The following is a 14,101-nucleotide window of genomic DNA, read 5'->3' on the forward strand; positions in this document are numbered from 1 at the left end:
ACGTATCTACAAAGACAAATCTACAAAATATTAACAAATTTACAAGTTTTTATCAATTCTAAATTACATTTAATGCCTTTCCTACCTTTATAAATGCGGCAACAGCCTTGTCTATATGCTCTTTTGTATGGGCTGCAGACAACTGTACTCTTATTCTGGCTTTTTCTTTAGGAACCACAGGGAAAAAGAACCCTATTACATAAATTCCTTCTATTAAAAGCATTTCTGCCATTGTTTGCGATAGCTTTGCATCGTATAACATAACGGGAACTATAGCTGCATCTGCACCAACCAAATCAAAACCTGCTTTTTCCATTTCTGTTCTAAAATAATTGGTATTCCACTCTAATTGATCTCTTAGCGAAGTATCTGAAGAAATAATATCAAAAACTTTTAATGCTCCTCCCACTAAGGATGGTGCCAAAGAATTCGAAAATAAATAAGGACGTGAACGTTGACGTAAAATTTCAATAATTTCTTTCTTACCAGTAGTATAACCTCCCATAGCGCCTCCTAGAGCTTTCCCTAAAGTTCCGGTAACAATATCTACTCTATTCATTACATTTTTTAGCTCTACAGTTCCTCTTCCTGTCTTACCAATAAAACCCGTTGCATGACACTCATCTACCATTACTAGCGCATCATATTTATCTGCTAAATCGCAGATTTCATCTAGTTTGGCTACAATACCATCCATAGAAAAAACACCATCTGTTACAATAATTTTAAATCGGTGGTTGTGTTTGTTTGCCTCTATTAATTGTTCTTCTAAAGAACTCATATCGTTGTTGTTATAACGATAGCGTGCCGACTTACATAAGCGAACTCCGTCTATAATCGAAGCATGGTTTAAACTATCTGAAATTATAGCATCTTCTTTTGTTAGTAGTGGTTCAAAAACACCACCATTGGCATCGAAACAAGCGGCATACAATATAGTATCGTCAGTAGTATAAAATGAAGCAATTTTTTGTTCTAATTGTTTGTGAATGTCTTGGGTTCCGCAAATAAAACGAACCGAAGACATGCCAAATCCATGAGAGTCTAAAGCCTCTTTTGCAGCCTTAATAACCTCGGAGTTATTGGAAAGACCTAAGTAGTTATTTGAACAAAAATTAATTACTTCCTGACCACTCGCTATTTTAATAACAGCATCTTGTGAAGAAGTAATAATACGTTCCGTTTTATACAAACCTGCTTCTTTAATTTCTTCTATTTCTTTTTTTAAAGTATCTTTAATTTTTCCGTACATATTTTGTAAATATTATAAATACAAAGTTACAAAGTTTATTCTTTTTATTTATACCTCAACTACGTCTATTTTATGGTTACAATAAACGAGTAGTTTCTTTTTTACAGTGAACTGCATCGACTCTAAAACCGCCGAATAGTTGTGTAATTGTGAAACATGCAACTCAGAGGGGTTTCCTGTTTTGTAATCTATAATAACTACTTCGTTATGCTTATTAAAAACGAGTCTGTCTGGAATAATTATTTGATGGTTTTCGGTAACTATTTCTCGTTCATTAAAAACTGTAACATCCTCAGAAAAATAGGGCTGTAACTTTGGGTGGGCAACAATTGCATTTACAATTGTAGTGATAGATTCCAATTGATTTTTATCCATAAAACCTTGTTCATAAAAATGTAAAAGCACAGAAGAAGCATCTTTATAACTTACAATTTTTGAAAAAATTTGATGTATTAAATTACCGTAATTTATTGCATCACCTTGTGCGGTATCCCAAAGTTTAGAAGAGTTTGCTAAAAGCACAATATTATGGTCTTGCCATGGGTTTCCAATAAATTTCTGATGGTGTTCGGTTGCTGATTTTACCTTTACAAATTCGCTTACTCTTTTCTTGTCTCCAAAACTATACTGAAATGTGTCTTTTTTCCAAATTTCTTTATTTTTGAGATAATTGATAAATACGCCCGAAAACATATTTTTATTTTCGCTACCGGCTTTATTTACAGAATTCTCTGTAATAATATACAAACGCTCAACGGCTCTTGTTAACGCCACGTACAATAGGTTAAAGTTATCTAACTCTAAGGCTTCTCTTCTAAAATCATACAAGGCTTTACCTCGTTTACTTATAAAACCAACATCTTTGCTATAATCTACTAACAGTTCTTTAAAATTTAAATCTTTTGGCAAATCATCTAACCAAACTTTTGGTTTAATTTGCTGATAAATATCTACATCGCAAGGAAAAATAACCACAGGAAACTCTAAACCTTTAGATTTGTGAATGGTCATTATTTGAACAGCATCTGAACTTTCTGGTGCAACAATACTTAATGATTCTTTTTTAAGATCCCAGAAATGTAGGAAGTCTTGAATATCTGTTCCTTTTCTTTGCTGCTCTAAAACAATATCTAAAAAAAACTGAATATAGGCATCTGAAGAATCAATCAATTGAAAACCTCTAATTATTTCTTCTATTTTTTCATAAAATGGTTTTTGATGAAATATGGAAGTCTGAAATTCAATTCCGTATTGTTTTAAATCTTGAAAAAGCAACTCATTATTCTTTGCCAAATATTCTTCTAAAAATTGATTTTTTTCTAATGAAATATGCAAATGTTCATGTAAAAAATATAAGAACTCAAACCTTGATTCTTGATTATTAGGATGTTGAATAATTTCTAAAACAGTAATTATAAACTTAATTTTAGCATTATTGTTTAATAGTAACGTTTCATTTGAAACTATATCTATGTTGTTTTCCGAAAGATAATCTGCAACTGCTATTCCGTCTTTTTTAGACCTTGTTAAAACACAAATTTCACTCAAAGAAAAAGATTCTTTCAGTTCTATAATTTTTTCTAATACTTTTTTAGGATACCTCAGCTTATTTTCTTCTTTATCCTCTTCCTTCAACAAAAAATCTAAAGAAACATAACCTCCTTTTTTGGCATTTTCGAGCTGCTTGTTTCCTTCTATAAAAATGTTTTTGTAAGCTTCATTTTTAAAAAAATTTGCTACATGTTGAAAAAACTGATTGTTAAAATTAATAATTTCAGAATAGCTCCTATAATTTGTATCTAACTCTTGTATTTTTTTAGAAACTTGAAAAGGATTTTGCCCACCTTCTCCATCAATTCCTAAAGAAATAAATTGTTCTGCTTTACCTCCTCGCCATCTATAAATAGCTTGTTTACCATCTCCAACCAACAACAAATTACTACTTTCTTGAGCGAGTGCATTGTCTATTAAAGGAATTAAATTTTCCCACTGAAGTAGTGAGGTATCTTGCATTTCATCTATAAAAAAATGAGAAAATCGATGTCCTATTCTTTCATATATAAAGGGTGCTGGTTGATCTTTTATATTTTGGGCAATTAATTGATTAAATTCTGCTATTAATCGAATATTATTGTCTTCTTTAATAGCTTCTAACGCTGCATTTATATTGTTTAAAACCGCTAGTTGTGTAATACTTTTTAATAGAACTCTGTTAAAAGCATATTTACGAAAAGAAGTTTCAAAAAGTTTTTGTGAGGTATAAAAATAAGCATGCAGCTGAGTTGCTATACCATCAATAATATCTTTATTTGCTACAGGTATACTTGCTGAATATAAGTTCTCTTTTGCGGCAATTTTTTTATATAAACGCCCTTCAAAATTAAAATCTTCACTTTTTAAAGCGGCAATATTTTTTATTTTTTTAAAGTGATTTGGGTAATCTTTATAGCTAAAGTCGGTTTCTGATAGTTCGTTATTACTAATAAAGTTTAGAACTGTAGTTGCCAATTCTTCAAAAACTTGTTCAATTTCTTTGTTTTCCTTTTGAAGTTTTTCTTTTAGAGAGGTGAAATCTTCAAATTTTTTGGTCGCTAACTTCTGAAAGTGCTTTTGGTCATCTTCATTAAGGAGTATTTTTGCAAATTCTGCTAGGTCTCTAGAGATATCCCAAGATTTATCGTCATCTGTTTTTTCTAGAGAATAATCAATTAATAATTTTGTAAGTTTAGCATCGACTCCAATATTTGAAATAATTACCTCTACTGCTTGATTTAATAATGAAACAGCATCCATTTCAACCTCAAAATTTTGAGAAAGCCCTAAATCATGGGCAAAACTTTTAATTATTTTATGAGTAAAACTATCAATAGTAGTAATATTAAAAGCTGCATAATTTTGTAAAATTGCCTCTAATATTTTTTTACTCCTTTCTTTAATTTTATCTTTTTCTACCTTAGTTTCATCAACAACTTTTAGAAACAAATCATTTTCTATGCCATTTGCAAATTCTTCTAAGTTTACTAAAACTCGCTCTTTCATTTCTCCTGCGGCTTTGTTCGTAAAAGTAATTGCCAAAATTTTCTGAAACGTAAATATATCATCGGCGGTAAGAATTACTTTTAAATATTCTTTTACCAGTGTAAATGTTTTACCACTTCCGGCAGAGGCGTTATAAACTTGAAAAGTTGCAGATTTTTGCACGAGAATTTTTTTTAGAAACGAATTCTACGAATTTAAGAAAAAAGACCTCATTTACAGAAAAATCACTAAGAAAAAATAGCCAAAAAAAATGCTCAATTTCGAAATTTCAAAATTGAGCACTCTACCATTAAATAAGTTAAAATTATGGAACTTTTGTTGCTATAAAAGTTTTTGGCGAACTCGTGTTCCAAGTAAAAGTTCCAGACATGGTATTGTTATTAGTTACAGTACCTGTAAAAACATAGCTAGTTGCTGTAGAGTTACCTGTTAAATTATAGGTAACTATATTTTCGTTTACAGACCAAAAGCCAACTGATGTAAACTGCCCAGGATATGCGGGCTCTTCCCAACGTGCAGTACCATCTGCATAAAAATCTACTTGACCAGGATAATTAGTGTTTGAGGGGTCATAGTTTAATGAGAAATCCCAAAGCGTATTATCTAAATTCCAAGTATCAAATGAAACCTCATTTCCGTAGGCTGTTCCCGAGCTATTGGTGGCAAAAGCTCTTACATAATAAGTTCCGCCGTGTTGCCCCAAACCGATAATGTCAGACACAAAAGTATCTGTAGTAGCAGCAACAACGTTATCGTTTATGGTAGGATTTGGTGAGGTACTCCAACAAATACCTTGTGCGGTAATTATATCTGCACCATCACTTAATACAATTCCGCCCGAAACTGCGGATGTAAAAGTAATATTAGAAATTGAATAGGTTCCTACTGTTGGAAGGCTTTGTACTGGATCTAATCCACCACAAGATGTTAAAACTGCAAATAAAAATGCAGCAACTAATTTTAAAGTTGTTCTTTTCATAATAATAGTTTTTTTTTACAAAACTACTATTTTATTTCAAAAAACACATATGAAAAAGTCTGAATCTAAAAGGTGAAAAACACCTAATCTACAATATACAACTACTAATTATTAACCCAAACCAACATCTAAGCACATCATTACTATAAAACCTCCAATAAAACCTAATGTTGCAATGTCTGTGTATTTATCTCTTTGTGTTTCTGGAATAACTTCTTCTACTACCACAAAAATCATAGCGCCTGCTGCAAACGCAAGTGCATAAGGTAAAATTGGGGTAAAAAACGATACTGCTAAAGCCCCTAAAACTGCTGCTACAGGTTCTACAATTGCAGATAATTGTCCGTACCAAAAACTCTTAAACCTACTAACACCTTGTCTTCTTAAAGGCATTGCTACTGCAAAACCCTCTGGAAAATTCTGAATACCAATACCAATTGCTAAAGAAATTGCTGCTACAATCATTTCGGTTTGCTCTACGCCTACTAGTGTAGAAGCAGCCCCAAAAAGCACCCCAACTGCCAATCCTTCTGGAATATTATGTAAAGTAATTGCTAAAACCAATAACGTGGTTTTATGCCATGCTGTTTGAACTCCCTCTACTTCACTTTCTTTAAAATTGATATGTAAATGTGGTAGAATTTTATCCAATCCGAATAAAGACAATGCTCCTAAAGCAAAACCAATAGCAGCCGGAATTACTTTGATAAACCCTTCTCCAGGACTGTTTTCTATTGCTGGAGATAATAAACTCCAAAAACTTGCTGCAACCATTACACCTCCAGTAAAACCTAGCATACCGTCTAAAACTGCTCTATTAGCCTTTTTGAAAAAAAACACTAAAGCGGCGCCTGCCGCAGTTAAACCCCAGGTAAAAAGTGATGCAAATAGAGCCGCCCAAATAGGGTATTCTTTTGCAAATTCTACTAATTGATTAAATGTACTCATGCTTTTTTAATGTATAAATTATTAGCAATTTTATGTGAAATCGTTAATTTTTTTTCTCCTACTAAAATGATTAATGAAGCATCGAAATCTTCTTTTTCTATAACAGTTATTTTTTTGCCTAAAGTAATGCCCTTTTTGTCTAAAAACTGTAAAAATTCAGACGAAGAATCATTGACTCCAACACAAACTCCATGTTCATTGCTGGTTAAAGTAGATAATAAACTTTTGTCTATAGTATTTAAATTACCCTCTTTATCTGGTATAGGATCTCCATGAGGATCGTGTGTTGGAAATCCTAAAAATTGATCTAATTGATTGATTAATTTCTGTGATTTAATATGTTCTAGCTGCTCTGCAACATCATGCACCTCATCCCAAGAGAAGTTTAATTTATCTACTAAAAACACTTCCCATAAACGATGTTTTCTTACAATATTAGCGGCAGTTTTCTTACCTAGCTCGGTAAGTACTACACCTTTGTACTTTTTATAATTTAACACTTGTTTATCCGATAGCTTTTTTATCATATCTGAAACCGAAGAGGCTTTTGTGGCTAGTTTCTCTGCAATAGCATTGGTACTTATTCCTTTATTAGTCTCGTGTTCTAAATGATAAATTGTCTTTAAATAATTCTCTTCTGAGAGTGTAAACATACCCTAATATTTAGTCTTACAAATATATACTATTTATTTTTATAAAACATATTTTTAGACAAGTCTAAAAATATGTTTTATATTTGCAAAAAAGTATTATCAACTAATGTAAATGTTCAAAAAAACGATTCTTCTTTTGTTTGTTGTTACTAGTGTTTTTAGTCAAAACAATAGTATTTCTGGTACATTAACTGCCAACAATACAGTACTTCCTTTTGCTAATGTATATTTTAAAAATACACGTGTTGGAACAACAACAGACCAAAACGGATTTTATCAACTGAAAAATATCCCTCCTGGAAAATACACGTTAGTATTTAGTAGTATTGGTTTTAAAAAACTTGCTTTTGATATTACTATTGTAGCTAATGAACAAATAACAAAAAATGCTGATTTAAAAGGACAAGATTCTTTAAAAGAGATCGTAATTACTGGAACTCTAAGACCTGTTTCAAAAACAGACAGTCCTGTACCTGTAGAGGTTTACAGTAAAACTTTTTTTAAAAAAAACCCTACACCATCTATTTTCGAATCATTACAAAATATAAATGGAGTTCGCCCACAATTAAACTGTAATATTTGCAACACTGGTGATATTCATATAAACGGATTGGAAGGACCTTATACTTTTGTTTTAATAGACGGAATGCCCATTGTTAGTGGTCTTTCTACTGTGTATGGCCTTACGGGAATTCCGCAAGCATTAATAGAACGTGTAGAAATTGTTAAAGGACCTGCATCTACTTTGTATGGTTCTGAAGCTGTGGGAGGTATCATTAATATTATCACCAAAAAAACAACAAACGCCCCGATAATTTCTACAGATAATATGATAAGTTCTTGGAGTGAAACGAATACAGATGTAAGTCTTAGATATAACGTTTCTAAGAAAGTAAATGCCCTTTTAGGCATCAACTATTTTAGGTATCAGAATAGCATCGATAATAATCATGATAATTTTACCGATGTAACGCTACAGCAAAGAATTTCTATTTTTCATAAAATGAATTTCCAACGAAAAAGCAAGAAACTATTTTCTATAGCTACCAGGTATGTATACGAAGACCGATGGGGTGGAGAAATGAATTGGGAAAAAAAATACAGAGGAACAAATAGTGTATATGGAGAAAGTATTTACACGAATAGATGGGAAACTTTTGGTACCTACGAATTTCCATCAACAGAAAATATTAGGTTCCAATTTAGTGCAAATGGCCATTATCAAGATTCTTTTTATGGAACTGTTAATTATGATGCAAAACAACTAATAGGTTTTGGTCAATTGGTGTACAACAAACAAATTGGCAATAAACATAACATCTTATTCGGTGTAGCCTATAGATATACTTTTTATGATGATAGTACTTTTGCAACAGCTAAAAAAAATGGTATTACCAACAACCCGTCTGTAGTTCACTTACCAGGAATTTTTATACAAGATGAAATTGCTATAAATAAACAACATACACTTTTGTTGGGTGGTAGATGGGACTATAATAGCATACATGGCACAATTGTATCGCCTAGAATAAACTACAAGTGGAACTCTAAAGATAACAAAAATATTGTACGCCTAAGTGTAGGAAATGGTTTTCGAGTTGCCAATGTTTTTACAGAAGATCATGCGGCTTTAACAGGAGCAAGAACAGTAGAATTTGATGGTAAATTAGCACCTGAAACTTCATGGAACACAAACCTAAACTACGTAAAAAAGGTAACTACAGAAAACGTGTTTATAAATATAGATGCCAGCGCATTTTACACACATTTTAGCAATAGAATTTTACCAGATTATGAAACAGACACAAATAAAATAATCTACGCAAACCTAAAGGGATACTCCGTTTCTAAAGGTATTTCTTTACAAACAGACCTTACATTTACCAACGGTTTAAATATAAACGCAGGGGCTACATTAATGGATGTTTCTATTACCGAAAACAACCAAAAGATTCGACAAATATTAACAGAACGTTTTAGTGGAGTGTGGTCTATTTCATATCGGTTAAATAATAATATAACCATCGATTATACCGGCAATTTATATGGCCCGATGCGATTACCTTTATTGGGTGAAAAAGATGTTAGAAAAGAATTTTCGCCTTGGTTTAGCATTCAAAATATTCAGGTATCAAAAAAATTTTCAAACAGTTGGGAACTATATGGCGGTATCAAAAACATTTTAAATTATACGCCTCCTGACAATAGTATTAATAGCGCCAACAACCCATTTGATATAGGTGTAGATACTACAAAAAATCCTGAACTTGCCTTCGACCCAACTTATATGTTTGCTTCTAACCAAGGTATTAGAATGTTTTTAGGATTGCGTTACACATTATTTTAAAGGAATGAAAAAAGCTATTTATATACTATTTCTATTGTCGTGGTTAAATAACTACAGTCAATCTGAATCGCCTCAACTTAAAATTCATACTTTTTCTGAACTTGAACAAAAATATAAAATGCAACAAAAACCAGTCATTATTTTTGTTTACACAGATTGGTGCAAAGTATGCTTTGCGATGAAAAATACCACTTTAAAAAACAAGAAGTTAGTATCACTTTTAAACAATCAGTTTTACTTTAGCATGCTTAATGGTGAGTCTAAAAAAAATATCACTTTTTTAAATAAAAAATATACATACATTGCCACTGGAGATAATACTGGTATTCATGAACTAGCAAATGAACTGGCAGCTAAAAACCGAATAATTGCCTATCCAACCACCATTTTTTTAAATAAAAGATTAGAAATAGAAACACAAATAGTTGGATTTTCAAAATCGAAAAAAATGATACAAATGCTTAAAAAAATGCTCCTTTTAAATTAAATAATTACTACCAAAAACAAATAGATATTACCACAACTATAAGAAAATAAAATTGTTGATGGGTTTTTATTGATATACGTGTTACATTTGCATAAAATTTTAGTAGCTTGAGCAAGCAGAACATTGTAAATTATTACCAAAAATCTGCCTTAATATCGCAGATAAACACACAACTTAAAACAGAAAAAAACCATTTTCAACTATCGAATTTGGTAGGTTCTTCTTTATCTTTTGTTATTTCAGAGAGCTTTAAAAACACTAACAAACCCTATCTTTTAATTTTTAATGACAAAGAAGAAGCTGCCTATTATTTAAACGATTTAGAACAGCTTTTAGGAGATAAAAATGTACTTTTTTATCCGGGTTCATATCGTAGACCATACCAAATAGATGAAACAGACAATGCCAATGTTTTACTTCGTTCGGAGGTTTTAAATAGAATAAACTCTCGAAAAAAGCCAGCTATAATTGTAACCTATCCAACGGCTCTCTTTGAAAAAGTAGTTACAAAAAAAGAACTAGAAAAAAATACCTTAAAAATAACTGTTGGAGAAAACGTTTCATTAGACTTTGTAAATGAAGTATTGTTCGAATATAAATTTAAACGCGTAGATTTTGTAACAGAGCCTGGCGATTTTTCTGTTCGTGGTGGAATTATAGATGTCTTTTCTTTTTCTAATGATGAACCCTATAGAATAGAGTTTTTTGGAGACGAAATAGAAAGTATTCGTTCTTTTGATGTAGAAACACAACTCTCTAAAGAAAAACTAAAAAAAATTGCAATTATGCCAAATGTCGAGAACAAGGCATTGCAAGAAAATAGAGAAAGTTTTCTTAAATATATTGCAAGTGATACGGTAATTTTTACCAAAAATATTGCTGTTTTAGAAGGAAATCTCAATAAATTTTTTGACAAAGCATTAGATGCATACAACAACTTATCAAAAGAAATAAAACACGCAACACCAGAAGAGCTATTCTGTAACGGTAGCTTCATACTCGAAGAAATGAAGCATTTCTCTGTGGTTTATTTTGGTAATCATTCAACAAAAAACAGCCCCAATACAAGTACCGATATTGTTTTTAATACCTTACCACAGCCCTCTTTTAATAAACAATTTAGCTTACTTATAAATAATTTAGACGAATACCACAAAGCAGGTTTTACAAACTACATTTTTTGCTCGAATGAACAGCAAGCAAAAAGATTTCATGATATTTTTGACGATGCAGAAACTACTGTACACTACGAAACAGTAGTTTTTCCATTATACCAAGGTTTTGTAGATGTAAATAATAAATTGGTTTGTTATACAGATCATCAGATTTTTGAAAGATATTATAAATTTCGACTCAAAAATGGATATGCTAAAAAACAAGCCATAACTTTACAAGAGTTAAATAAATTAGAAATTGGTGATTATGTAACGCACATGGATCACGGTATTGGAAAATTTGGTGGTTTACAAAAAATTGATGTTCAAGGAAAAAAACAAGAAGCTATAAAATTAGTATACGGAGAACGAGATATTTTATATGTAAGCATACACTCGCTACATAAAATATCTAAGTTTAATGGCAAAGATGGAAAAGCTCCCAAAATATACAAATTAGGCTCTGGCGCTTGGAAAAAAATTAAACAAAAAACAAAAGCAAGAGTTAAACATATAGCTTTTAATCTAATTCAACTATACGCCAAAAGAAAACTGCAAAAGGGAGTCGCTTTTGGTCCAGACACCCATATACAACACGAGTTAGAAGGTAGTTTTATGTATGAAGATACACCCGATCAATTTACCGCTACACAAGAAGTAAAAAAGGATATGGAAAAAGACCAACCTATGGACAGATTGGTATGTGGCGATGTAGGTTTTGGGAAAACAGAAGTTGCCGTAAGAGCCGCATTTAAGGCAGTAGACAATGGCAAACAAGTTGCTATTTTAGTACCTACAACCATTTTAGCTTTTCAACATTACAAAACATTTTCCGAACGCTTAAAAGACTTTCCTATAAGAATAGATTATTTAAATAGGTTTAGAACAGTCAAACAAAAAGCTGCTGCTATAGAAGGTGTTAATTCGGGTGCTGTAGATATTATTATTGGAACTCATCAACTCACCAATAAAAAAATTCAGTTTAAAGATTTAGGGCTGTTAATTATTGATGAAGAACAAAAGTTTGGTGTTGCAGTAAAAGATAAGTTAAAAACGTTAAAAGAAAATGTAGATACTTTAACGCTAACTGCCACCCCAATTCCTAGAACTTTACAATTTAGCTTAATGGCTGCTAGAGATTTATCTGTAATAAAAACACCTCCACCAAACAGACATCCTATAGAAAGTAATGTAATTCGTTTTTCGGAAGAGGTAATTAGAGATGCCATTTCTTATGAAATTTCTAGAGGCGGACAAGTATTTTTTATTCATAATAGAATAGAAAACATTAAAGAGGTTGCAGGTTTACTACAAAGATTAGTGCCAAATGCAAAAATTGGCGTTGGTCACGGACAAATGGAAGGTAAAAAGCTAGAAGATTTAATGCTTGGCTTTATGAATAATGATTTTGATGTTTTGGTTTCTACAACAATTATAGAAAGCGGTTTAGATGTACCAAATGCAAATACTATTTTTATAAATAATGCCAATAATTTTGGGCTTTCAGACTTGCATCAAATGAGAGGTAGAGTAGGACGTTCCAACAAAAAAGCATTTTGCTATTTTATTACACCACCTTATCATATGATGACAGATGATGCCAGAAAAAGAATAGAAGCTTTGGTATTATTTTCTGATTTAGGAAGTGGTATAAATATTGCCATGAAAGATTTAGAAATTCGTGGTGCTGGAGATTTATTGGGTGGCGAACAAAGTGGTTTTATAAATGATATTGGTTTTGATACTTATCAGAAAATATTACAAGAAGCAATAGAAGAATTAAAAGAAAATGAATTTGCAGATTTGTACCCAACAGATACTTCTAAACCAAAAGAATATGTTAAAGAAGTACAAATAGATACCGATTTCGAAATTCTCTTTCCAGACGATTATGTAAATTCAGTTACCGAACGCCTTAGTTTATACAACAAACTGTCTGACATAGAAACCGAAGAAGCACTTCAAAAATTTGAATTAGAAATAATAGATAGATTTGGAGCTATACCTACACAAGTAGAAGATTTATTAAACTCGGTACGTATAAAATGGTTAGCAAAAAAACTTGGCCTAGAAAAAATTATTCTAAAACAAAAAAGAATGATTGGCTACTTTGTATCTGATCAGCAAAGTAATTTTTATCAAACTACTGCTTTTACTAATATGCTAAAACATGTACAAGAGAATGGCAAAAGTTGTGTAATGAAAGAAAAAGAAACCAAAAAAGGACTTCGACTATTGGTAACATTTATTAAAATAGATAGTGTAAAAAAAGCCCTAGAAACACTGCAGAGAATTTAAAAAATAACCGTCAATTTACTAGATTAAAAGTATCGTTTTTTTCTAAAACAGCTGATTTATAATATCACAAAAAAACATGGGAAATTTACACTTCAAAAATTTATCTCTATTACTATTAGCAACGCTTTTTATTAGTACTTCTGGGGTTTTGGGCAAATACATAAACATGCCTGCAGAGGTAATTATATGGTTTCGTGGTTTTTTTGGAGCTCTTTTTATTTATGGTTTTTGTAAAATTAAAGGTACTAGTTTAAAGATTTCGTCTAAAAAAGATTTCTACTCTTTTATTGTAAGTGGTTTTTTCTTAGGCCTGCACTGGGTAACTTACTTTTATGCCTTAAAACTGTCTAACGTAGCACTTGGTATGTTGTCTATGTATACTTTTCCGGTGATGACTGCCTTCCTAGAGCCCTTTTTTTCTAAACAAAAACTAAGTGGTATGCATATTTTACTTGGTATTTTGGTACTTGTCGGTGTTGCTATTTTAGTGCCTGAAATATCATTAGAAAATGAAGAAGCTAAAGGGATATTATTGGGTGTTTTTTCTGCTCTTTGTTACGCTTTGAGAAACTTAACCACAAAAAAGCATGTGCAAAAATATAACGGGAGTACATTAATGCTGTATCAACTTATTATAGTTACACTTTTATTGATTCCGGTTTTATTGGTAGATGAAAATTTAGCAAATTTTAGTAATCAGTTTCCTTTACTAATTTTAATTGCTTTATTAACCACTGCAATTGGTCATACCATGATGGTAAATTCTCTGCAACATTTTACTGTAGCAACTGCTAGTATTATAAGCAGTGTACAACCTATATTCGGTATTATTATTGCCTTTATTTTTGTTAATGAAGTGCCAACTACAAATACCTACATTGGTGGAACTTTAATTTTAGCAACCGTAATAATAGAAAGTATTAGAAGTAAGAAATAAGCATTTA

9 protein-coding genes are annotated in these 14,101 nt (G+C 31.4%); 4 read left to right on the forward strand and 5 right to left on the reverse strand.

Annotation, left to right across the window (positions count from 1 at the left end):
• Positions 1-58: 58 nt before the first annotated feature.
• From kbl to WHD54_RS05980, 5 genes are all read right to left on the reverse strand, one after another.
• Positions 59-1,252, reverse strand: coding sequence for a glycine C-acetyltransferase (gene kbl, locus WHD54_RS05960; protein WP_088324319.1), 1,194 nt, complete (start codon positions 1,250-1,252; stop codon positions 59-61).
• 48 nt (positions 1,253-1,300) lie between these two features.
• Positions 1,301-4,453, reverse strand: coding sequence for a UvrD-helicase domain-containing protein (locus WHD54_RS05965; RefSeq protein WP_088324318.1), 3,153 nt, complete (start codon positions 4,451-4,453; stop codon positions 1,301-1,303).
• Positions 4,454-4,595: 142 nt separating this feature from the next.
• A complete protein-coding gene (locus tag WHD54_RS05970) occupies positions 4,596-5,270 on the reverse strand; it encodes a hypothetical protein (protein WP_088324317.1) in 675 nt (224 codons plus the stop codon).
• Between the two features lie 111 nt (positions 5,271-5,381).
• Positions 5,382-6,218 carry a ZIP family metal transporter gene (locus tag WHD54_RS05975; RefSeq protein ID WP_088324316.1) on the reverse strand — a complete coding sequence of 279 codons (837 nt, stop codon included), beginning with the start codon at positions 6,216-6,218 and terminating at the stop codon, positions 5,382-5,384.
• Positions 6,215-6,871, reverse strand: a complete 657-nt coding sequence (locus WHD54_RS05980; RefSeq protein WP_088324315.1) for a metal-dependent transcriptional regulator — start codon at positions 6,869-6,871, stop codon at positions 6,215-6,217. Before WHD54_RS05980 ends, WHD54_RS05975 begins: the two co-directional genes overlap by 4 nt.
• Before the next feature lie 112 nt (positions 6,872-6,983).
• Between WHD54_RS05980 and WHD54_RS05985 the strand changes: the two genes are divergently transcribed.
• From WHD54_RS05985 to WHD54_RS06000, 4 genes are all read left to right on the forward strand, one after another.
• Positions 6,984-9,218, forward strand: coding sequence for a TonB-dependent receptor (locus WHD54_RS05985; RefSeq protein WP_088324314.1), 2,235 nt, complete (start codon positions 6,984-6,986; stop codon positions 9,216-9,218).
• 4 nt (positions 9,219-9,222) lie between these two features.
• Entirely contained in the window at positions 9,223-9,705 is a 483-nt protein-coding gene (locus tag WHD54_RS05990) for a thioredoxin family protein (protein WP_088324313.1), read from the forward strand.
• A 107-nt stretch (positions 9,706-9,812) separates the two neighbouring features.
• Positions 9,813-13,157, forward strand: coding sequence for a transcription-repair coupling factor (mfd, locus tag WHD54_RS05995; protein ID WP_088324312.1), 3,345 nt, complete (start codon positions 9,813-9,815; stop codon positions 13,155-13,157).
• Between the two features lie 76 nt (positions 13,158-13,233).
• Positions 13,234-14,094, forward strand: coding sequence for a DMT family transporter (locus WHD54_RS06000; protein WP_088324311.1), 861 nt, complete (start codon positions 13,234-13,236; stop codon positions 14,092-14,094).
• Positions 14,095-14,101: the final 7 nt, after the last annotated feature.

It is taken from the genome of Polaribacter tangerinus (assembly GCF_038024095.1).
GTDB lineage: Bacteria > Bacteroidota > Bacteroidia > Flavobacteriales > Flavobacteriaceae > Polaribacter > Polaribacter tangerinus.